Source organism: Clostridium sp. AF36-4 (genome assembly GCF_003435975.1).
Classification (GTDB): Bacteria; Bacillota; Clostridia; order Lachnospirales; family Lachnospiraceae; genus Eubacterium_F.
This window is the reverse complement of sequence record NZ_QTVH01000005.1, coordinates 1-23,011: the sequence shown is the minus strand read 5'-3', so window position 1 is coordinate 23,011 and position 23,011 is coordinate 1. Positions and strand designations below refer to the sequence as shown.

General features: G+C 41.0%; 21 protein-coding genes and 2 pseudogenes. 5 read left to right on the top strand and 18 right to left on the bottom strand.

Going from position 1 to position 23,011, the window contains the following annotated elements; genetic code table 11:
- Positions 1 to 133: 133 nt before the first annotated feature.
- The 3 genes from DW005_RS03905 to DW005_RS03895 are packed head-to-tail and all read right to left on the bottom strand — an operon-like array spanning position 134 to position 2,882.
- Positions 134 to 982: a YitT family protein gene (locus tag DW005_RS03905; protein WP_117478246.1), complete on the bottom strand. Its 849-nt coding sequence runs from the start codon at positions 980 to 982 to the stop codon at positions 134 to 136.
- A 5-nt stretch (positions 983 to 987) separates the two neighbouring features.
- Positions 988 to 1,725, bottom strand: coding sequence for a WecB/TagA/CpsF family glycosyltransferase (locus DW005_RS03900; RefSeq protein WP_147324412.1), 738 nt, complete (start codon positions 1,723 to 1,725; stop codon positions 988 to 990).
- 38 nt (positions 1,726 to 1,763) lie between these two features.
- The gene (locus DW005_RS03895) at positions 1,764 to 2,882 is read right to left on the bottom strand and encodes a LytR C-terminal domain-containing protein (protein WP_022377730.1); all 1,119 of its coding nucleotides are present in this window, start codon (positions 2,880 to 2,882) and stop codon (positions 1,764 to 1,766) included.
- Positions 2,883 to 3,494: 612 nt separating this feature from the next.
- Between DW005_RS03895 and DW005_RS03890 the strand changes: the two genes are divergently transcribed.
- Positions 3,495 to 4,235 (top strand): SDR family NAD(P)-dependent oxidoreductase, encoded by a 741-nt coding sequence (locus DW005_RS03890; RefSeq protein ID WP_117478243.1) that lies wholly within the window; start codon positions 3,495 to 3,497, stop codon positions 4,233 to 4,235.
- Here DW005_RS03890 and mnmA read toward each other — a convergent pair.
- From mnmA to DW005_RS03860, 6 genes are all read right to left on the bottom strand, one after another.
- A complete protein-coding gene (mnmA, locus tag DW005_RS03885; RefSeq protein ID WP_242989363.1) occupies positions 4,232 to 5,329 on the bottom strand; it encodes a tRNA 2-thiouridine(34) synthase MnmA in 1,098 nt (365 codons plus the stop codon). The genes DW005_RS03890 and mnmA overlap by 4 nt on opposite strands.
- Positions 5,319 to 5,744, bottom strand: a complete 426-nt coding sequence (gene nifU / locus DW005_RS03880; protein WP_022377733.1) for a Fe-S cluster assembly scaffold protein NifU — start codon at positions 5,742 to 5,744, stop codon at positions 5,319 to 5,321. Before nifU ends, mnmA begins: the two co-directional genes overlap by 11 nt.
- Positions 5,745 to 6,938 carry a cysteine desulfurase NifS gene (nifS, locus tag DW005_RS03875; RefSeq protein WP_022377734.1) on the bottom strand — a complete coding sequence of 398 codons (1,194 nt, stop codon included), beginning with the start codon at positions 6,936 to 6,938 and terminating at the stop codon, positions 5,745 to 5,747.
- 42 nt (positions 6,939 to 6,980) lie between these two features.
- Positions 6,981 to 7,679 carry a tRNA (N6-threonylcarbamoyladenosine(37)-N6)-methyltransferase TrmO gene (gene tsaA, locus DW005_RS03870; protein ID WP_117478241.1) on the bottom strand — a complete coding sequence of 233 codons (699 nt, stop codon included), beginning with the start codon at positions 7,677 to 7,679 and terminating at the stop codon, positions 6,981 to 6,983.
- Positions 7,680 to 7,755: 76 nt separating this feature from the next.
- Complete coding sequence (locus tag DW005_RS03865; RefSeq protein WP_022377736.1) at positions 7,756 to 10,161, bottom strand: phosphoketolase family protein; 2,406 nt, start codon at positions 10,159 to 10,161, stop codon at positions 7,756 to 7,758.
- A gap of 165 nt (positions 10,162 to 10,326) precedes the next feature.
- Complete coding sequence (locus tag DW005_RS03860) at positions 10,327 to 11,289, bottom strand: DUF4846 domain-containing protein (RefSeq protein WP_181974935.1); 963 nt, start codon at positions 11,287 to 11,289, stop codon at positions 10,327 to 10,329.
- A gap of 185 nt (positions 11,290 to 11,474) precedes the next feature.
- Here DW005_RS03860 and DW005_RS03855 point away from each other — a divergent pair, with 185 nt between their 5' ends.
- Positions 11,475 to 11,960, top strand: a complete 486-nt coding sequence (locus tag DW005_RS03855) for a hypothetical protein (RefSeq protein ID WP_117478239.1) — start codon at positions 11,475 to 11,477, stop codon at positions 11,958 to 11,960.
- Positions 11,929 to 14,829 (top strand): transglycosylase domain-containing protein, encoded by a 2,901-nt coding sequence (locus DW005_RS03850; protein ID WP_117478238.1) that lies wholly within the window; start codon positions 11,929 to 11,931, stop codon positions 14,827 to 14,829. Before DW005_RS03855 ends, DW005_RS03850 begins: the two co-directional genes overlap by 32 nt.
- A gap of 59 nt (positions 14,830 to 14,888) precedes the next feature.
- Here DW005_RS03850 and DW005_RS03845 read toward each other — a convergent pair whose 3' ends face one another.
- The 8 genes from DW005_RS03845 to DW005_RS14395 all read right to left on the bottom strand — a co-directional run bounded on the left by DW005_RS03845 (position 14,889) and on the right by DW005_RS14395 (position 21,997).
- Positions 14,889 to 15,386 carry a DNA-deoxyinosine glycosylase gene (locus DW005_RS03845; protein WP_117478237.1) on the bottom strand — a complete coding sequence of 166 codons (498 nt, stop codon included), beginning with the start codon at positions 15,384 to 15,386 and terminating at the stop codon, positions 14,889 to 14,891.
- A 13-nt stretch (positions 15,387 to 15,399) separates the two neighbouring features.
- Complete coding sequence (locus DW005_RS03840; protein WP_181974934.1) at positions 15,400 to 16,182, bottom strand: putative ABC transporter permease; 783 nt, start codon at positions 16,180 to 16,182, stop codon at positions 15,400 to 15,402.
- On the bottom strand, positions 16,179 to 16,652 hold the full coding sequence (locus DW005_RS03835) for an HD domain-containing protein (RefSeq protein WP_117478326.1): 474 nt from the start codon (positions 16,650 to 16,652) through the stop codon (positions 16,179 to 16,181). The genes DW005_RS03840 and DW005_RS03835 overlap by 4 nt, the downstream gene beginning before the upstream one ends.
- Positions 16,653 to 16,724: 72 nt before the next feature.
- Positions 16,725 to 19,448: an ABC transporter permease gene (locus tag DW005_RS03830; RefSeq protein WP_117478235.1), complete on the bottom strand. Its 2,724-nt coding sequence runs from the start codon at positions 19,446 to 19,448 to the stop codon at positions 16,725 to 16,727.
- A gap of 1 nt (position 19,449) precedes the next feature.
- Positions 19,450 to 20,151, bottom strand: a complete 702-nt coding sequence (locus tag DW005_RS03825) for an ABC transporter ATP-binding protein (protein ID WP_117478234.1) — start codon at positions 20,149 to 20,151, stop codon at positions 19,450 to 19,452.
- 72 nt (positions 20,152 to 20,223) lie between these two features.
- The gene (locus DW005_RS03820) at positions 20,224 to 20,856 is read right to left on the bottom strand and encodes a TetR/AcrR family transcriptional regulator (RefSeq protein WP_181974933.1); all 633 of its coding nucleotides are present in this window, start codon (positions 20,854 to 20,856) and stop codon (positions 20,224 to 20,226) included.
- 45 nt (positions 20,857 to 20,901) lie between these two features.
- Entirely contained in the window at positions 20,902 to 21,822 is a 921-nt protein-coding gene (locus DW005_RS14145) for a histidinol-phosphatase (RefSeq protein WP_347461399.1), read from the bottom strand.
- A 40-nt stretch (positions 21,823 to 21,862) separates the two neighbouring features.
- Positions 21,863 to 21,997 (bottom strand): LysR family transcriptional regulator, encoded by a 135-nt coding sequence (locus DW005_RS14395; RefSeq protein ID WP_022377747.1) that lies wholly within the window; start codon positions 21,995 to 21,997, stop codon positions 21,863 to 21,865.
- A 114-nt stretch (positions 21,998 to 22,111) separates the two neighbouring features.
- Here DW005_RS14395 and DW005_RS14140 point away from each other — a divergent pair.
- Positions 22,112 to 22,225: pseudogene (locus DW005_RS14140) on the top strand (flavodoxin); the annotation flags it as partial.
- Positions 22,226 to 22,273: 48 nt separating this feature from the next.
- Positions 22,274 to 22,495 (top strand): annotated as a pseudogene (locus tag DW005_RS14135) (carboxymuconolactone decarboxylase family protein); the annotation flags it as partial.
- A 54-nt stretch (positions 22,496 to 22,549) separates the two neighbouring features.
- On the opposite strand, the gene DW005_RS13760 reads toward DW005_RS14135, so the two are convergent.
- A partial coding sequence (locus tag DW005_RS13760) for a hypothetical protein (RefSeq protein ID WP_181974932.1) occupies positions 22,550 to 23,011 on the bottom strand: 462 nt, incomplete at its 5' end.

The following is a 23,011-nucleotide window of genomic DNA, read 5'->3' as shown; positions in this document are numbered from 1 at the left end:
TCCTCCTAGGATATAATATTGTCACAAACATCTAACTGATACTATACACTATCTTTATCAAAAACACCATATTCAAAATACCTAAATAATTCAAAAATCTTTTGTGTAAATTGCACAGATTCCGTTTAGCATGCTAATCACCGATGCTAAAACCTTCCCCTAACACCTCTCTGGCATCAGCAACAATCACAAATGCCCGCTCATCGGCTTCCTTAACATATTTTACCATAGAAACAGCCTCACGGCGTGAAACAACACACATTAAAATCTGCTTTTCCTTCCCGGAATACATACCGTTTCCCCGCAGTGCCGTTACCCCGCGCTCAAATTGGTGCAGAATAATTTCTGCAATTTCTGCCGACCGGTCGGAAATGATATACATAATTTTTGCATAACGCATTCCGGATGTCACTCCATCCATTACTTTCGAAGTCACAAAAACCGCCACAATGGAATACAGTGCCGTCCGCACACCAAAAACCAGCATACCGACAACAACAATTATACCATCGACAATTCCTATAATATTTGCCAGCCGCATCATTGGGAACAGCGGATGTAAAAGGGTACTTAACAAATCCGTGCCGCCGGTGGAACTTCCTGCAAGAAACACAAGTCCAAGCCCTCCACCATGAAACGCACCACCCAGTATTGCCGCCATCAAATAGTCCTGATGCGTAACGGAGGTAACGGGAATCACCGCTAATGCCAGTGAGAACGTAATCATGGCATACAGCGAACGAAATAAATATTCCCTTGTGTGGAATTTTCTCGCCATAAAAAACAAAGGGACGTTTAAAAGAAATGTCACAGCAAACACCGGAATTCCAAATAATTTTTCAAGTACAATTCCCACACCTGAAAATCCTCCGGTAACCATTGACATCGGCTCATAAATGAGACAGGTTCCCAAAGCCATCAAAAAAGTTCCCATGGTAATCATACCATAGGAACGAAAGATACGCTTCTCTGATATGGACATTTTTGTTACCTCCGAAATTTTTTCTTGGTATTATAATCGTCCATTTTTCTATGAAATATACGCCTTCTTAGCGAATGGGAATACGGCATCACCAAAAACCAGCGGTAAACACCTCCCAGATGTAGTTTTTTCAGCCATTTTGGCACCGGCACATTTTCCCGGAACAAAAGCGGCATCACACTTCCTATCACCACACAAAGTTTGGTATTCACCTTCGCACGGTTATTCTCAAGCCACTCCTCCTGCTCTGTGCTCTCCATCGATAAAAGCACAATATCCGGCAGTTTCATGTTAATGTCATTAATCAGACTCTCCTCTGCAACTTCTCCATCCGCCACATAGATACCGACAATCTGATCTCTGTCAATATATTCGGATAAAAAGCGATATACCATTTTGGCTTCTTTCTCACTTCGCAGCACCAAATAAATTGTCCGGTTATTCTCGTTTGCAAGCGAAAGCAGTTCTAACTCCGCGTGATAATCAACTGCCATACCGCCGGTCTCCAAAACATCAACATGATGTCTTGTCAGTATTGCTTTTTCACCGGGGAGAACAAGGTCTGCATGAGCGAGCGACTCACGCACCAGCTCATTTTTATCATAGGCATCCATATAATCCAGTGAAATAACATGTGCTACATTCACCGTTTCATTCTCCAGAAAATTCTGCATTTCCTGCTTCAGTGTTTCTTTGGTCAGCAAATCCACCTGCATGTCCATGATATTTACTTTAGTCCCCACGTAAACACCTCGCTTTCTGTCAGAATGTTCGGTTTTCGTTACTGTATGTCATCATCTGTACCGAGTACAATCTCGATAGATGCGCCGCTGCTCATATTATCAGCCGTCTGAATCAGTGGGTTTTTGAAATATTTCTTCAATGCATTGGCTTTCTTTTTCTTTGTTGCATAAATAACTGTCTGCGAACGGATGTTACCTGTCGCATTACCAACACCTTTTACTTCATAACCGTCTTCCTGAAGTATTTTCTGATATTTTGCAGCAAGTCCGGTTATCTTACTTCCATTATAAATCCACACCGTTCCTTTATTTTCCGTGGAAGATGTACTACTCGTGCTGTTTTGTGCACTCTGGTAAGCTTTTTTCTCCCAGATCTTCTCAATCATCTTGGCAGTTTTTGTTTTATCTAACTTAAATTTCTTATTAAACGTCTGCCCTTTTGCACAATATGTGTGAATATATTCGCGATTGACCTGTTTTAATTCTTTGCTGTAATGCTGCTTCTGACTCAATGTCACATCACTAATCAAAGAATCCCATTTAGATTCAATCAAATCATTCATATCACTTTCATCGCTGCACTTCGCTGCCTCATCCAAAAGCTGTTTTGTCGGGCAGAGTTTTTTCTTTTTGCCATTCTCCCATTCAAAACATTTGTTAAATTCATCCGACGTCATCGCGGTAAAATAACCGATATCTGCTTTTAATTCCTCCTGCAAAATAAGAATACCATACTCATATTTGACATCTCCTTCAAAATAAGAAGAAATTTCTGACATCGTAATCACCTGTGGCAGTTTGGAACTTTTCTTTAATAAATCATTATAGGTCTTTGCCGAAATCGTAATCTGCGTACTGGCAGGAATCGTCACATATGTCATGTTCTTCGTTCCGGCATCAAACAATTCAAGCACCATTGCATCGATTTTTCCGCTCTTCTTGTCATAGCTGTAAATTAAGTTGCTGGATTCCATGCTGCCGGGATTTACATCAATCACATGCTCGTACTGCGTACTTCTCTCCACTCGCTGCGTCTGTTTCAAAAACAGCATTGTAAGATAATAACTGAGTACACCTACGCCTAACAGCAATACAATAACACCAATTGTCTTAAAAAAATTAATAAGTATAATTTGTGCAATACTTCGATTTTTCATACTATTCCTCCCGCAAAAATTGCGTGCCATGTGCACATAAGTATTAATATTATATCAGATGATGGGGAAGAATTCAATCCTAGCTTTTTTTGTTTTCCGTTTTTTCAGTTTTTTCAGTTTTTTCAGTTTCTAGTAATTCAGTAAGAAGGATTCGCGTCTCGTGGGCGCTCCCGCTCAGACAAATACGCAGAAGTATCGGCATGCAAAATACGCAGAAGTATCGGCATGCAAAATACGCAATGCCTGATACTTGCGTATTTGTACCCACTCGCTGCGAATTCTTCTTACTGAATTATTAGAATCCTGAGAAAACAAAACCCAACCGCTTATTGCCCTCCCCTAACTAACCAAAACCAAGATGTACAATCTGGTACATTTTTAGGTTTTAACAGGGAATTAGAAAAAATGCGAGTGGAATGCATTACAAACACACGGGTATCAGGCAACGCGTAGTTTGCGTGCCGATACCCCTGTGCGTTTGTCTTAGCGAGAGCGGTGCATGACACGCACATTTTTTCTAATTCCCTGCAAAAAAACAAAAAATATACCAGATTACTTGCACTGCACCCTCTTATGCTCTAAAATAAGTAAAAAAACAAGCGAGGCATGAAAATGAAAAAAACAGCGGTCATCACCGGAGCATCCGGAGGAATCGGCGGAGCAGCCGCCATCCAGTTAGCAAAAGAAGGGTATTCACTGGCTTTATTAGGACACCGTTCCAAAGAAAAACTCCAAAAAGTCAAACAGGCGTGCATGAATGCACAACCAAATAGCGATGCGGTTATCTTTTCGCTCTGTGGGGATTTGAGTAACGCAAAAGAAGCGGGGCAGTTGATACAAAAAGCGGTTGAATCACTCGGACATGTGGATTTATTCCTGCACTGCGCCGGTATTTCCCACATCGGATTACTGACGGATATGTCTGATGAGGAATGGATGAATGTAATTAACAGTGACTTATCTTCAGTATTCTACTGTTGTAGGGAAGTTGTGCCTTATATGATATCGAAAAAAAAGGGACGAATCCTTATGATTTCTTCTGTATGGGGAAATGTAGGGGCTTCCTGCGAAGTTGCTTATTCGGCAGCCAAAGGTGGCATCAATCTGTTTACAAAAGCGCTCGCCAAGGAGCTTGCACCAAGTAACATCGCCGTAAATGCGCTTGCCTGCGGTATGATTGATACTCCGATGAATGCTTGTTTTTCAAAAGACGAAATTTGTGAAATATGCGAAGAAATACCCGCCGGACGAATGGGAAGTGTAGAAGAAGTGGCACAAACAATTTCACTTCTTTCTAAAGCTCCCATCTATCTGACAGGTCAAATTCTGACAATTGATGGTGGATGGTGCTAATCTTCTTTTTCTTTGCGGCAAATCGTTCCGCCGCCAAGCACATAATCACCATCGTATAAAACAACGGCCTGTCCCGGTGTAACTGCCCGGACAGGTTCTTCAAATGTAAGAGAAAAAGAATCCTCTGTCACTTCTGAAATTACCGCTTTTGCCCCACCATGATTATAACGGATTCTTGCAGTCACTTTCTGTCCCACTTCAAAGTGGTCCACTGCCATATGATTTACCTGATTTGCCTTTAACCAGTCCGTAAAGACTTCATCATTTTTTCCAAGTACAACTTCATTTGTCTCCGGACAGATTTCCACAACAAACATCGGCTCGCCAAAAGCAATTCCTAAGCCTTTTCGCTGACCAATCGTATAATGCCCGATTCCTTTGTGTGTACCAAGGATTTCACCGGAAGTCGAAACAAAATTCCCCGGCTTTTCCACTTCATTGGTCTCGCGTTCAATAAAACCGGCGTAATCATTATCCGGCACAAAGCAAATTTCCTGACTATCCGGCTTATGTGCCACCTGAAGGCCTGCCTTTTCCGCAATTGCACGAATCTGCGGTTTTTCGTATGAGCCAATCGGAAAAAGTGTATGCGATAACTGATTCTGTGTCAGATTATATAAGGCATAAGTCTGGTCTTTTCCTTTTGCATCCGAGCGAATCAGCGTATATCTTCCATTTTCTAACTGCACAATCTTAGCATAGTGACCGGTCGCAATATAATCAGCACCAATCGCCAGACTTTTTTGCAGCAGAGATTCCCATTTCACATACCGGTTGCACGCTATACACGGATTCGGTGTTCTTCCCGCTCTATATTCCTTCACAAAATAATCAATGACATTTTCCTGAAATTCTTCACGGAAATTCATCACATAATAAGGGATTCCAATCTGATTTGCCACACGTCTGGCATCCTCGACAGCACTCAGACCGCAGCATCCGCCTTCGTGCTCGATGGTGCAGGTATCTTCCTGCTGCCAGATTTGCATCGTTACGCCAATCACATCGTATCCCTGTTGTTTTAAAAGGTAGGCAGCCGCAGAGGAATCAACCCCTCCGGACATGCCTACCACTACGGTTTTCTTATTCTTCATCATTAATGTCTGCCTTTGGTTTATCCAATCCTTCAATCTTAATTCCATGCTTCTCAGCGTAATCCCACAAAGCAGCATGAATGGCTTCCTCTGCCAAAAGCGAGCAGTGAACTTTTACCGGCGGAAGTCCATCCAAAGCTTCCATTACTGCTTTGTTTGTCACTTCCAGTGCCTCGTAAATCGTTTTTCCTTTTACCAGTTCCGTTGCCATACTGCTGGTCGCAACTGCTGCACCGCATCCAAATGTCTTAAATTTACATTCTTTAATAATTTTTGTATCTTCATCAATGTCTAAGTACATTCTCATGATATCGCCGCACTTAGCATTTCCGACTGTTCCTACACCACTGGCATTTTCAATCTCGCCAACATTTCTCGGATTTGAAAAATGATCCATTACTTTTTCACTGTACATTTATTTTCCCTCGCTTTCTTTCTTTACAAAATCATCATAAAGAGGTGACATGCTGCGAAGTCTCTCAACAATCATTTTCAGATTGTCCACAACATAATCAGCATCTTCTTTGGTTGTTTCTTCGGACAACGTCAAACGAAGCGAACCATGTGCAATCTCATGAGGAAGTCCAATTGCCAGCAATACATGTGAAGGATCCAAAGAACCGGATGTACATGCCGAGCCGCTCGATGCACAAATTCCTTTTTGGTCAAGCATAATCAGAAGGGACTCTCCCTCAATAAATCGGAAGCATACATTTACATTATTTGGAAGTCTCTTCTCTCTGTGACCATTCACTTTTACATAAGGAATTTCCTTCTCAATACGGGAAATCAAATAGTCGCGGACTTCAATCTGCTTTTTCGCATTTTCTTCCATATTCTGTACAGCCAGTGCAGTCGCTGCACCCATACCAACGATTCCCGGTACATTATGTGTGCCGGCACGACGGGATCGCTCCTGCGCACCACCATGAATCAATGGTCCAATCTTTACGCCGTTGCGCAGATACATAAATCCAATTCCTTTCGGACCATGGAATTTATGACCGCTTGCACTGAGCATATCAATGTTCATTTCCTGCACGTCAATCGGCACATGACCAAATGCCTGAACCGCATCCGTGTGGAACAAAATATCATGTTTTTTTGCAATGGCACCAATCTCTTTAATAGGCTCCATCGTTCCAATTTCATTATTGGCAAACATCACAGAAATCAAAATCGTATCCGGACGAATAGCTTTCTCCAGTTCGTCCAACGAAATCAAACCATCTTCATCCACATCGAGATAAGTCACTTCAAAGCCTTTGCGCTCTAACCATGCAGTCGTATGAAGTACGGCGTGATGCTCAATTTTCGTTGTAATAATGTGTTTTCCTTTATTCTGATAAGCTTCTGCTGTCATCTTAATTGCCCAGTTGTCAGCCTCGCTTCCGCCTCCGGTAAAATAAACTTCTGCCGGTGTTTTCGCATTCAAAGCATTTGCAATCTGCTCTCTCGCATCGTCAACCGCTTTCTTTGCTTTTCCGGCAAAACTGTAAACACTCGCCGGATTACTATATGTGTCCATAAAGTAAGGCATCATCTGTTCAAAAACTTCCGGCTTAACTGCTGTCGTTGCAGCATTGTCTAAATATATTAATGAGTCCATAATTCGCACTCCTTTTCATATAATTTTGATAGGATATACTTATTATAACAACTTTGATTTTGTTGTCAAGTTTCCTTTCTTAATCTCGTCCACATATAAAACCTTTTCCTTTACATGGAAAATAATATCAAACCCGGAAAACTCCATACCATATTTTCTCGTCTCATCTTCATGATAAGCCGGTCTTGGATCCTGGCTCAATACCTCTTCTAATGCTCCTCTTTTATCCTCTGGTATTTTCCCCCATAATTCATCAGAACATACTACCTCAAGCACATCCATTAAATGCTCACCGGCAAAGCCTAAAGATGCCTCCGGGATACTGTCCGCATACGGTAAATAAGGCTTAATATCATAAATCGGCGTTCCATTCATTAAGTCTACGCCGGCAACCTGAAGCACCGCTCCCTTATTTTTTGTCTGCTCCACACCAATGAGTCGAACGGCAGTTAGTCCAATCGGATTCGGGCGAAATGGTGAGCGGGTGGCAAACACGCCTACTCGCTTATTTCCTCCCAGTCTCGGAGGTCTGACAGTAGGCGACCATTTTTTCGATACATTTTCTGAAAACTGCCACAAAAGCCACAAATGAGAATATTTCTCAATACCACGCAGTGCCTCTTCCATGCGGTATTCCGGTTCAAATACGATAATTCCTTCGGACTCATGAGCCAACGCTCCTTGCCTTGGGATTCCAAATTTTTCAGAAAAATCTGTATAAATGGTTGCAACTACCTTCATTTTCATTCCCCTTTATTTTTCCAAAACAAAGAGGGCTGCCCACTGACAGCCCCCTCTCATTCACCTTACAGTGAAATTATTTGTGCCATTTCCAATCGCGAATTTCAGGAAGATCCTGACCATATTCCGCAATATACTGTTTATGCTCAACCAATTTGTCGTTCATCTGCTGGATAAGGTAAGAACCTTTGTTTCCAAGCTGTGGAAGGTGCATAATTGCATCTTTAACAAGATTGAAGCGGTCAATCTCGTTCTGAACACGCATATCAAATGGAGTAGTAATTGTACCCTCTTCCTGATAACCATGTACAGAAACATTTTTATTATGACGCTCATAAGTCAACTCATGAATGAGTGTTGGATATCCGTGGAATGCAAAGATAACCGGTGTATCCTTTGTAAACAGAGCATCATACTCACGGTCAGAAAGACCATGTGGATGTTTACTGTCAGACTCAAGTTTAAACAAGTCTACTACGTTAATTACACGAATCTTCAATTCAGGCATTGCATCACGAAGAATTGTTGTAGCAGCAAGAGTCTCAAGTGTTGGTGTATCACCACAACATGCCATAACAAGATCCGGCTCAGCATTCTGGTCGTTACTAGCCCATTCCCAAACACTGATACCCTGTGTACAGTGTTTAACAGCCTGCTCCATTGTCAGCCACTGTTTGCTTGGATGTTTGGATGCAACAATTGCATTAACATAGTTCTTGCTCTTTACACAATGATCAAAGCAGGAAAGCAAGCAGTTTGCATCTGGTGGAAGGTACATACGTACAACGTCTGCCTTCTTGTTAGCCAAATGATCTAAGAAACCTGGATCCTGATGTGTAAATCCATTATGATCCTGCTGCCATACATTCGATGTCAAAATGAAGTTCAAGGATGCAATTGGCTGTCTCCAGGAAAGCTGGTTTGTTACTTTCAACCATTTTGCATGCTGTGCTGCCATCGAATCTACAACACGGATAAATGCTTCGTAAGAAGCAAAGAAACCATGACGTCCGGTAAGAAGATAAGCTTCCAGCCATGCTTCACACATATGCTCAGAAAGCATACCATCCATGATACGTCCGTCCAGTGCAAGGTTGTCATCATCACTGTACATATTTGCATTCCAAGGACGATTCTCAACTTCGAATGCATGATACAGACGGTTAGACATAGATTCGTCCGGTCCGAAAATACGGAAGTTTTTATTTTCTTTATTCAATGTGAAGATGTCACGCACATAAGCACCAAGCTCGATCATATCCTGTGCCTGAGTCTCACCAGGAACAACATCTTTTACACCATACTCACGGAAATCCGGGAGACGAAGATCTTTCAAAAGAAGACCACCGTTTGCATGTGGGTTAGCACCCATACGAGCATTTCCCTTAGGAGCCATATCAACGATCTCCTGTTTAACGCTTCCGTCTTCATTGAAGAGTTCTTCTGGTTTGTAGCTAAGCAGCCACTCTCTCAACTGATCCAAATGCTCTGGTTTTTCCATTGACATAGGAACCTGATGTGCACGGAAAGAACCTTCGATTTTCTGTCCGTCTACTACTCTTGGGCCTGTCCATCCCTTTGGAGTACGAAGTACGATCATTGGCCAAGCAACTCTCTTTGCATCGTTGTTTTCACGAGCATGTTTCTGAATTGCTTTAATTTTCTCGATACAGCTGTCCATTGCCTCGCACATAGCCTTGTGCATAGCAATATGATCTTCCGGATCGATACCATCGTTCATTTCATCTTTTGCTTCTACAAAGATCGGATCCCATCCGCATCCCTTGAAGAAATTCTCTACTTCTTCATGAGACATACGTGCAAATACAGTAGGGTTGCTAATCTTGTATCCATTCATATGAAGGATTGGAAGAACCGCACCATCTGTGATCGGATTTAAGAATTTATTGGACTGCCAGGAAGTTGCCAGTGGGCCTGTCTCAGATTCACCGTCACCAACTACTGGAACTGCAATCAAATCCGGGTTATCAAATACGGCACCAAACGCATGAGCGACTGAATAACCAAGTTCTCCACCTTCATTAATTGAACCTGGAGTCTCCGGTGCACAGTGACTTGGTACTCCACATGGGAATGAGAACTGTTTGAACATCTTCTGCATACCCTCAACATCCTGAGAAATATTAGGATAGATTTCACTGTATGTTCCATCAATGTAGGTATTTGCAATCTGGAAGTTTCCGCCGTGTCCAGGACCGGAAATGTAAATCATATCCAAATCATACCGTTTGATAACACGGTTACAGTGAGTCCAGACAAAGTTCTGTCCCGGTACTGTTCCCCAGTGACCTACAATTTTCTTTTTAACATGATCCATAGTAAGTGGTTTGCGAAGCAGCGGGTTATCCAACAGATACAACTGACCAGCGGATAAATAGTTTGCTGCACGCCAATATGTGTCCATCTTCTGCAGCATCTCATCACACAGAGGCTGCTTCTCAAGACAAGTATTTTCGCTCATAATGAACTCCTTTCGAAATTTTCTTTTTAACTAAACTTTTCAACATTTCCCATTATATAGGCAATCGACAAATTCTTCAACCTTTTTTATCGATTTTTTGAGGTTTTTGTCACTTTGTCAAAAAAATAACAATATTACATGCTTTTTTGTGCATATTTTCTACAATCAATCCAAATAGGTCGGATGACGAAGAGAACCTTTCTTAAATTCTCCCTCTGATGTTACAAACGGGTACTGTAATTCCGATTCGTAATAATACCATGGATCCTCCTCGTGTGCCGGATTTGTGAGCAGATGGAACTGTTTTGCGGGCTTTCCTCCCTTTCCTAGTAAAAATGCCTTCTCGCCATTTTCATTGACACACACATCAACAACCACTGCCGCATCACCGGTCGCCACATCCAAAAACAAATCACCGGTCTGCAATTTATCTTTTTTAATCTTTTTCGTCTCTTTTTCCAATGTTGAAACCGATGTATAAGTCAAAACACAGTGCAGATACGCTTCCAAATTTTTCCTCGTTTTATCCAGTTCACCACCATTGACCCAAATTGCGCCGGTCGCATCTTTGCGGATGCGGAATCCTTCTCTCCACTTTTGATACTGTGCTGCAAAGCCATCGGAAAACTGAAAAGAGATTTTGTCATACATTTGATTTTCCCACAAATACTCGGTATATAATCGAATCACGGAACCGCCGGCCCACTGAAGATTCTCCTTTGCTAACGGAAGTTTGAAAACCGCCGGCGTGTTGGTGATGTCCTTTGCCTTTTTTCCATCCCATGTTTTTACTACACCTGTAGATTTTTTTAAGGAATAATTTCGTAAAAACTCCGCAAGGCTTCCCTTTTCTGCCTCTTCTCTTGTATATCCTTTCGGCGTGTTGATACGCTCTGCAAGCGTCATCCCTTCCTCATTTACGATAGGAAGCTGTTTTTGCTCTTCTTTCGTTTCTTTTTTTTCTTCTTTTTTTGTTGCCTGACCGGATACAGCCACCGGTTCTGAAAACGATGCCGGTGCACGCCAGATCATCGGTCCCCAAAGTGGAGAAAACAACAGCAATAACACACCGCCTAATAATCCTGCCAAAATAATCGCATCCTTTTGATGCATTCTTCGTCTGCTCATAACCATCTTTCCTCTCCTGCATTTGTCCTTATTATATCCAATCCCTCTGTAATTGTCTATTCTATTTTTCACCCCTCTTCTGTGAAAAATAGCATCAAAAGAAGGACAAATTGGCATATAAGGTTTTACAAATTGCCTTTTTAATTGTATAATAAAGAATACTTTACGAAAAATGGAGGACTTTTATGCAAAAAAAAGAACGGAAACAGCGGGTTCGCAAGACACCGCCGTTACTGCCCCGTTTGGTAATACTATTCTTTCTTTTGATGGTTCTGCTCTTTATGAACATCGATATGTGCAGCCGTATACTTAACTACGGAAGCTATGAAAAAACTACCGCCACCATTGTTGCAAAAAAGACGGACGGTTTTCTTCTCCTGATTCCGATGGCAGCACTTTCTTATCAATATGAAGGAACAGAGTATAAGGAAGATAAATTTTTTATCCTGCCACATCTCTTTGGCATATCCAATGAGGCCGGACAACAGATTACAATTTATGTAAATAAAACATCACCAAATTACTGTTTGATACAGCAGCCATTTTATAAAAATGTGGTAAACTGGATTCTTCTCCTATTATTGGGGGTCTGGATCCATAATATCATTAAGCTGCATAAAAAGAAGAAGGAGGCAACACATGAAAGCCAAATGGAACGAATGGAAAAATAGCATCAAACAAATGCGTGTTGACAAACGTTGGTTTGACATCACCTGCAAAATTATTTCCTTCCCTTTTGTCCTGCTCTACCATATTTTGAATTTCTGCCTGACATTTTCAAAAGTAATTCTGAATGTAATTTTACTGGTTTTAATTATTGGTGGAATTGCCGGTGGAATTTTGTATGCCAAAATGCTTCCAATGTATCAGGATTCCTGTGAGCAGGCATACGACAAACTGTCAAACCTGAACGAAAACAGTTTTCATATGTTTTCCAACACCGTCATCTACGACAAAGATGGGAAGAAAATTGGCGAAATCGACAGTGGTTCTTATAAATATGTAAAAATCAATAAAATTTCGGAATATATCCAATACGGATACATAGCAACCGAAGACAAAAAATTTATGGAACACCGCGGCATTGATTTACAGTCGATTACACGTGCGGGCATTTCCCTCATTACAAATAAAGGAGAAATCACTCAAGGTGGAAGTACCATTACCCAGCAGGTCATCAAAAATAATCTGCTGTCGCAAAAGCAGTCTTTCGGCAGAAAATTAACCGAAGTTTTACTTGCACCGGCACTGGAACAAAAATACAACAAAGCTGATATTATGGAGTTCTACTGCAATAGTAACTTCTACGGCAACCGGTGTTATGGCGTAGAAACCGCAAGCAAATTTTACTTTGGCTGCTCTGCCAAAGATGTAACACTTGGTCAGGCTGCCATGCTCTGTGGTATTTCCAACAGCCCAAATAATTATAATCCAATTGCGAGCATGAAACTTGCGAAAGAAAAACAGCTTCAAGTTCTTAATAACATGTTAGAACAGGGTTATATCACGAAAAAACAGTTTAATAAGGCAAAAAATGAAGAAATAACCATTGTCGGTCTGGATACCAGTTCCTCCTCAGAAAATTATATGATGAGTTATGCCATTGACCGGGCAGCCATCCAATTAATGAAGGAACATGGTTTTAAATTCCAGTACAACTTTTCTTCCAAAAAAGAGCAGGATACTTATAACAAAAAATATTCCACGGAATACAGCAAACGTTCAGCAGAGATTCGTGCAGGTGGTTATAAAATATACACTTCGCTGAATCCAAAGATTCAAAAGCGCCTGCAAAAATCCGTATCAAAAACCTTATCGACTTTTACGGAGAAAAGTAAAAAAACGAAAAAATATGCGTTACAGAGTGCCGCCATGTGTATTGACAATGAAACTCAATATGTAGTTGCCGTGGTGGGTGGCAGAACGCAGAACGACCAGTATAACCGTGCCTTTCTTTCAAAGCGGCAGCCCGGTTCTACCATCAAACCACTTTTGGATTACGCACCGGCTATTGACAATGGCGTTATTAATGGCTCAACCGTTATCAATGATCACAAGGTCTATTGGGATAACACCAACAAAAAAAGCTACAGTCCAAGTAACAGTGGCGGCGGCTATCACGGAAATGTCACCGTCCGCGAAGGACTAGCGCGAAGTTTAAATACCGTTGCTTTCCAGATTTTCAAAGAAGTCGGTACGGAAACTGCAATGAACTATTTAGATAAACTGCAGTTTTCTTCCCTCTCCTATGCCGATAATCTGGCTCCGGCAGTTTCTTTAGGCGGATTCACTTATGGTGTTACGATTAACGATATGTGCCGAGGTTATGCTACACTGGAAAATAATGGTAAAATGAGTTCCCGTACCTGTCTTGTCAAGATTGAACACGAAACAAACGGAACCGTTTACGAAGCACCGGAAATTGAGGACAGTGAAACGGAAGTTTACTCCGCAGACACATCTTTCATTATGAAGGATATGATGCAGGGTACATTTAATGAAGCTTACGGAACCGGTCATGCAGGATATAACAGCAATCAAATCTACGCCGGCAAAACCGGTACAACTAGCAGCAACAAGGATGCTTGGTTCTGCGGCTTCTCAAGTTATTACACAACGGCAGTCTGGATCGGTTACGATACGCCTCGAAAAATGCCCGGTATGTACGGAAGCACCTATCCTCTCCGTATCTGGTCAAGTTTTATGAACGGACTTCATAAAAACAAAAAACAGGCAAATTTTGATCTACCGGAAACCATTGAACTGCGAAGAATATCCGGTGGAAACTTATCTTCCTCGACAAAGGAAATCAGTTATAATCCGTTAAAACGCTATTACAGCCAGCGTCCTGGCGGCTATGACTATTATTCGCAGCAAAACAATGACAGAAAATCAAACTGGGAGAAAGAATACAAAATATCTGCTTCAAAAAAAGAAGCAGAAAAAGCTGTTTCCGCATTTGAAAAATATAAAATTAAGGATGTCAGAACTGCTTCTGCATTTGAAGATGAATATGACAAGGTAAATGCAATTATTGCAAAAATCCCGGACGAATATGCACAAGGTCCTTATAAAGAGCGAGTTGCTACCAAATATAACTCACTAAAAGATATTGTTAAAAACAAATGGGAAAAGGCTATTAAAGAAGCAAAAGCCGATGAGGCAGATAAAATACAGAAACAGCAAAAGATTGATGCAGAAAACGCAGCAACTGAGGCAAACAATACGTTAAAGGCAAACCGTTTAAAAAAGGCAAAATGGTATATTGATACCTTGAAAAAGAGAACATACTATAATGCAACAACAAAAGCCTTGATTAAAGATGGAAACGCTGCTATCAAACGGCTGAAAGGATACAGTGAATATGATTCCTATAAAGCCTCATTTGACAGCGCCGTAAAACATGCCAAAACACTTCCGGCAAAACAGGAAACACCGGACATTGGCGGTACACCATCCGATAACACACCAGCAAATCCGGATAATTACACGGATGCAACTGCTGTACCTACCGAGACACCGGTACCGGCAGCTCCGTAATTATTAGCAATTGCCTATCGAAAAAGGACTACGATCCATCGCTTATGATTCGTAGTCCTTTATATCTGTTTTATCTGTTCTGACCAGATTTCAACAAGCCGCTCCAAAGAATAGGCTGCGTTTGCCGGACTCGTCGAGGGAAGTCCAATTGCTTTTATTCCAACCTTCTTTTCCTGATACTTCGAAAAAAGTTTTTCCGCCAGTTTTCCATTTGCATAGATTTTCCTTATTTTCGAGAGTTCTACTATAGTCGTAATATCTGCCGGCACCACATCTTTAATGCTGCTGTCACTCGAACCGGTAATCTTACACTGCCAAATCACGTCATATACTGCGATGTGATTTCTTAACAACATTTCCTTTTTCTCTTCAATGGAATCCGGTATCTTCTCCTGTACAATGGCAGCTAACACCTTCCAAAAACGGTTCTGTGGATGCCCATAATAAAAGCCCTGTTCTCTCGACTTCACGGAAGGAAAACTTCCCAGAATTAAAATTTCAGAATTTTTATCATATACCGGCTCAAATTCATGACGTACCAATTGCTCTTTTTTCACAAATCGTCCTCCTTTACCGCTTTAATTTCCGCTCCCGAAACTCACTCCATCTCTCTTTCAACTGAAGTTTTTTAATCGTCTTATCATACGCATAAATCTTTAACTTCGGAAATGCCCCAAAAAAGCGCAGTTCTCTTTTCTGCAAAAGGACTGATACCCTGCGGATTTTTACTCGTATACCGTTTTCATCGCTAATGAGCGACTCTGGGATTTTCTCTGAGAAATTTTCCATAATTTGATTTGCGGAACCATTCAGGTAGGCATGAATGGTTGCCAAGTGCTTGTTTAACTGCTTCCAGTTTGCTATCGTTAAAAGCAAATCAGTAATAAACAACACAAAAAAAACTACGCTCACCACGAATAAGCCCCGTGGTTCCATATAGGAAAATAAACGAAACAGCGCCGGCTGCACAAAAAACCTCACGGAAAAGCACCCAATTCCAAATGCCAGCGCACCGTACAGACAAATCCGCCCATTTAAATGAAATGGGAAATCACTATAATCCCACCACCTTGTGTGAAACATCTTTTCCATCATATACGAGACAAGATATTCCAATGCACAGCACAAAAGAGTGGACAAAACGAATACAGCTGCCGGATTCTGCACGTGATACAGTGCAAAATAACAGCACAATGCCCCTGCACCGTAAATCGGGCATAACGGCCCCACCAAAAATCCCCGGTTAATCAACTGTTTCTCATTATACAAAGAACAAACTGTCGACTCCCACAGCCATCCCAAAAAACTATACACAAAAAAACTTAAAACAATTGTACAGCTCCATATTATCATCTGCTTTTTCTCCGTTTTCTTTTTCGTATCCCTTTTATTGTTTCCTCGCCGGCACATATTTTATCTGCTAAGCAGACAATCCATGCCTCCTTTGTCTGTGGTGGTACAATCGTTAATGGAAACATATGCTTTACGATAATATCAGCTTCCCGTTTTGTAATCGAATAATCCCTTTTCGCATTTTTTAGTGATGTATAAGGATGAGAAAACCCATGCAGCCGATGACCGTTGTCCGGATTATGCCAGTCATACAAAAAGTAATCATGAAGCAGCGCTCCCCGTATCAGCACCTTTCGATTCACGGAAAGATGCAGAAACTCCGCTATTCTACAACTGTATTCCGCAACAGCGATGCAGTGTTCAAAAACCGTCACATCGCCGTGCTGGATATAATTTTTATTTTCTTCAATTGGCCCTTCCTGCATCAGAGCAGACAAATGCTTAACAATCTCTTTTTTGTACCGGCTCATACCTATCACTCACTTATTTCCATTGCAATTTTCTCTATTCTAACACATCCTTTCAATTCCCACCACATTTTTTTACTCTCGATTTTTAAGTACCTCTGCCGGTGTCATCTTCTTTAATCTGCCAACCAGTACACGATTGATAACAAAATAACAAATCATTATCAAAGCAAAAACTGCCACATACAGCCATGGCTCAAACGATAAATCCAGTCCACATGCAATGTTGCTTACCAGATATCTTGGGTACATCCAATCCATAATTGCCTTTGATAACGGTATATTGACAATTGCGGAAACAAGTACAATATAAAAGTTTCCATCCAGATAAAGTTTCCGAATTTCTCTTGTCCGGAATCCAAATACCTTCATTAATGAAATGGAATATGCAGAGCGGTCAATCATCACTTTCATCATTAAATACATCACAAGGATAAAGATTAACGTGGAAACAATCGTTATGGTAATGACCATGCTGACCATCATCTGCATAAATACATCCGCTGATTTCTCAATATCTTCCTTCGTCGTTGTTGCGTATAAACGTCCGGAAGGAATCTTTAAATCTTTATTCGAAAAAATGGTATTATAATAATCATCCTGCTCACCAAACAAATCTCTGGCACTATCAATGTCCATAAAGACATAAAACGCCGGAGCATACTGGCAGATATCGGTCACCTCGAACGCATATAAGGTATCCGTTTCCTCATCTTTTAACGTAAATTCGTCACCAATAGACAACTCATATTTCTGGGCAAGGGCAGACGAAGCAACTACTTTCCCTTTTCCCTTCTCAACATTAGCATCAAAGTACGAATTTCCCTTTTCGATTCCAAGAACCGTAACATCCCAGTTATAACCGTAAATCTGTTTTTTCATCGTCTTAGCAAGCGCCGGACTACCACCATCCGGCACCTCTTTTTCCGGATATTTCAGCGTATACATATAATCGTAATTCGTGTCTGCAATGTTATTATCACGCACATGAACACACAGCTCATAGCAGTCTAAACTAATCATCATACAGAGCAAAGCAATAAACATACCGACCGCCACTGTAATACCCGCACGGGATTCTCTCAACATCTGGCGGATACGGAACATTTTCAAAAAGCTCATTTTCCCTAATTGTACCGCTTTCTGCTTTTTCTTTTTCGTCTCATTTCGTATCAGCGAAAGAGCTGTTCTTGAAAGTTTCTTCCGAATTACAATATAATTGACAACACACGCCATAACCGGCGGCATAAATACGCCGTAAAGAATCAAATATATCGGTACTTGAACTGTGATTTCCGGCATAGAAAAGTACGCAAGGCAATCCTGCATCTGTACAGGGATTCCGACCGGACTGACTGCTGCCAAAAAGCCAAGGATTCCGGCAAGGGTCGTTACCACGACCGGCAGCATCAGATAATGACGCATCAGTTCGCGTCTGGCTACCCCAAGTGCATACAAAGTTCCAATGATAGAACTCTCTTTTTCAATGCTATGTACAGTAAAGACAGAAATCACATAGGCAAATAAAACAATCAAAATGACACCAAACACAAGCCCTGCCGAAATATTAATTTTCTGATCATCTGCCGAGGCACCAATTCTCGGATTATCTTCCGCCGTCACAAAAGACTGCAAATTGGCAAGATTCACATCCATCTCATCGATAAATTCATCTGCGCCATTTTTCAGTTCATCCATACCATCCTGCAATTTAGAAGCACCTTCACCTGCTTTTTCCACGCCATCGGTATACGACAACAGTCCATCCTTATACTGTTTAAGGGCATCCAGATTTTCTTTGGCACTCTTCCACGCCATAACAGTAATACCCGACTGTGATGCAATCATACGCTCCAACTCATCGGCATAATTTTTCTCAGACAACGATACTGATGTGCCATTTTCCTTTAATGCATCTTCGGTCTGCTCTAATGCGCTTTCAAACAATTTTTCCGGCACAAGGTTCAGTTTGTTTTTATAACGGTTAAGTTTCCGAAGTCCATCTGCCAGTTTTTTTGCACCTTTTGACAAATCATCAATTCCATCATCGATATCGGTCACTTTACCACCGGTTCTATCCCAATAATCCTGAAAGAATGAATCCGATATTTCGTCCGCATCCACTTTAAAATCATTCAAAATATCTTTGACGTCGTCAGAAGTTGTCGTTCCTTTGAGACGGTAAGCATACAAGTATTCCTCTGACTGTGCTGCCAGATGAGACTGTTTCAATTTAATGTACGCTCGTTTACCGACAAACGCCGTACCAAAATTTTTACTGTCTACAATCGTATCCGACATTTTGCGAAGCGGAGCATCATAGTCCGGCGTCGTTGCAATACCGGTCACCCGAAGCTTGATTTTTCCAAGCGTAATCTGACTGCCTACCGTATATTGATGTTCCTCCGCATAACGTCTCTCTAACACAATTTCGTTCTCTTTTTCTGCCAAACGGCCCTCGCGCAGTGCAACTAAATTGATTTTTTGACGGTTTTGGAATACACGAATCGTCTCTTTCTGCTTGGCAAAATCCAGGTAAAACATCTTTTCCAGTTCCACATCGTGTTCTGCAAGCACTTTTTTATTATCTTTTGATAACGGCACAAAACAGGTAAACTGACCATCTTCCATGTGATTTTTCTCAGCCTGTTCATCCACTCCCTGCACAATTGTTTCTCCTGCACCAACTAAAGAGCCAATCATATACATGCAAAGAATAATTAAAAGTCCCAGTGCCAGATACCGAAAGAAATTTTCTTTCAAATCCCGTAAAACTCTTTTTCTTAAAATTTTCTGCATCTTATAAATCCTCCAACTTGTCTGCCGGTACTCTTGTTTCATTCGTATACGATTTTTTAATCTGTCCATCCTTCAAAAAAATCACACGATGAACCATTTGTTTAATACTGTTGTTATGCGTTACAATCAGCATTGTTGTTCCGTAACGCGCATTGATTTTCTCGAGCAAAATCAAAATTTCCCGTGACGTCTTTGAGTCCAGCGCTCCGGTCGGTTCATCACACAATAACAACTTTGGATTTTTCACTAATGCCCTTGCAATTGCGCAGCGCTGCTGCTGTCCACCGGAAAGTTGGAATGGAAACTTATTCTGGTGTTCTGTCAATCCCAGAGTATCTAATAATTCATCGACCGAAAGCGGATTATCTGTCAGAAATTCACACACCTGAATATTTTCTCTTACCGTAAGATTTGGTACAAGGTTGTAAAACTGAAAAATAAATCCTAAATTTGCACGGCGGTATTCTAACAAATCTTCCCTTTTCATTCCAAAAATTTCTGTCCCCGCCACTTTTACAGAACCGGAATCCATCGTATCCAGTCCTCCAATACAGTTTAAAAGGGTTGACTTACCAGAGCCTGAAGTTCCCTGAATAACACACATTTCTCCTTGTCCTACCTCTGTAGTAATCCCGTTTAACACCTGTACAAAACTACCATCTTCTCCATAACTTTTCTTGACATCTTTGATTTCTAAATACATAATTTTTTCCTTTCTGACATAACATTGTTATGTTGATGTTATTTAAAAAGACCTGTAAAAGGTCTTAAAATATTACCCACGCACACCAAACATTCCATACCATCCACCAAGCAGATAATTCATCGCCTGTCCGGCAAATGCGAGTGCCTGTTCTTCCTCCTCAATATGTTGAATCATATAAAGGAACATGTCAACTTGATTATGCGACATCCAATGCACAAGCGCTTGATGAATCATCGGAATCTGCAATTCGTCACACATCGCCTTTGTCAGCATTAAATTATGCTCATCCATTTCATCAATAATCAAATCCACTGCATTTTCCATCGAAGAGCCGCCGGCTCCATTAATCAAAAGCAGAACTTCCTCTCGATTCCGGTAGAGTTCATGTACCAAAATCTTTGTCAACTCGACCTCACTCGAATCATCATGTCCGCTGGAGATAACCGATTTTGCCGCTTCATCCGCTTCCGTCTCACGATGAGCCACAATAAGTTCCCGAACACGAATAAGCACATGCGAAACAAGGGAGCAGAATAAATCATCTTTATCCTGAAAAAAGAAATACAATGCACCTGTCGTAACGCCAGCTTCTCTACAAATTGCACGAAGTGAAGCTTTTGCGTACCCTTTTTCCACAAATTCCTTTTTCGCACATGCTAGCAACCTCTCTTTTGTTTCACTGTCTTTTTGCTCTTCTGCCATTTTCTTTCCTTTCCTGTTGATACGCAACATAACGCTGTTATCTTATCATTCTGTCTTACATCTGTCAAGCGTCAATTGTTCCACAACATTCATTCCCTCACACTGTTTTTTCGCCAGTTCTAATGTCTGTCTATCGGCAAACTGTTCCGGTCTGTGAGCGTCTACTCCAAAAATCACTGAATTACCTGTATTTCGTACAATCTGCCAGAATCGCTCCTCCGGATAGTTGCGGTGAATTGCCAAACCAAGCAAATTATATTCCAACGGAATATTCATCTGTTTCATTGCTTCGCACAACCGTTTCATTTCTCTTTGATAATTTTTATCAGAACCGGTATAGTATATCAAATCCGGATGTGCCAAATATAAGTAGCGTCCGGACCTTGCTCCCTCAATACACAAATCCACATAACGAATCAATCTGTCTTCATCATCTGCCATACGTCCACTGTAATTAAAATCACTCTCAGAATCAAGAAAATGTTGTCCAAGTATCATGTAATCCACCGGGTAATCCTTCAAAAAAGCATCCTGCTCCTCCATCAGTTCCGGCAGATATTCGGATTCAAATCCGATAAAAATATCAATATCCTTTTCATATTCCCTGCGAAGCTTTTCAAGTGATGAAAAATAACCATCCGTTTCCTGTGGCGTCATTCGGATATTCGACACATAATCACTTTTATAAATCCACGGACAATGGTCGGAAAATCCCAATATCCGAAGTCCTGCCCGAATTGCTTCTTCTACATACTCTCTGTCCTCTCCGAACGCATGCTGACACCGTGTTGTGTGTGTATGATAATTTGCTTTCATCGTCAGTTCCTTTCCACTTCTAATTTTTTTGAATATATTTTTCTTATAACGTCCAATCGAAAGAAAGTCGCACATAGAAAGCCATGTCTGCGAATCACATACGCCAATTAAAAAATCAAATTTTTCGCCAAGCTGTTCAATCTCCAACAAAATACCATTGTGGTCATCCTCAAAAGGAATCAAATGCAGCTTATAATTCGGAATTTTCTAACGAATTCATCTGCTTCATAATTGCTGTCGGTGAAATAAATAATTGTTCCGCCGCTTTCGTAAAGCTTCCACAATCCGCAACGGCAAGAAATGTATCCAACATTGGTTCATACATACTGCTTTCCCCTCATGCAATAACGATTTCTCTTCGCGTAAACTTTTAGTTGATGCAACAATAACATATTGGAAATTCTCTGTCAAGACTCGCCATGTTATACTAAAATCAATACCTGCTCTTGCAGAATACCTGAAAAGTATCGACTCATATGATGTAATCTACCTTGGCCACCCAAATTACTGGGGCACCATGCCGATGGCCGTCTTCACTTTTTTTGAACAATTTGCTGAATTAAACGATGATGTATTGTTTGGATAGGTATGGTCCAGAGAGGACAAACTTTCTTCCAGAGACCGAAACATCGTAACCGTAACCACCCTAATGGCAAGCGGTATCCTTGATAGTTCTTTGAAATTTCACCTCGCAATTGCAAAAAAACATGGCGTAACACAAGAAGAAATTGCTGAAATTATCACACACGCCGCTTTTTATGCCGGCTGGCCAAAAGCCTGGGCTGCCTTTAATATGGCAAAAGAAGTCTGTAAAGAGAACTAATTATAAAATCAACATAGGATACTCCACATATTTTCTGTGGAGTTTTCTTTCTTCCTACTCTCCAATCCCATACTCCTGTAACAATTCTTTCTGGTATTCTGTATCCATGATTGCTTTTTGTATATCTTCCATTCGATTATCTGCTAACAAACAATGATATAATGTGTTGATTTCCTCAATTCCTTGTGAGATTCCTTGTGAGATTCCTTGTGAAATTCCTTTCTCTACTCCTCGTTCCTCATACATATCTAACAATACACACATATTGATTTTTCCTCCTTTTCCTTCAGTTTCTTCTATTAATTCTTTTGCTTTCCGATATCTCCTGTCGTTTGTCACCGCAGACAACCAGTCTAAAAACGCCTCCGGATGGTCTAATTCAAACTCCGTTGTTTGAAAATATTCATCCAGTTTTTTTCTGTCATTTCTACAGCACAGATAACGGACTATGTATTTAAAATCCGATTGATACTGGCGGATTGTCGTTTCTGACTGACTGGCAAGGTTAATAATACA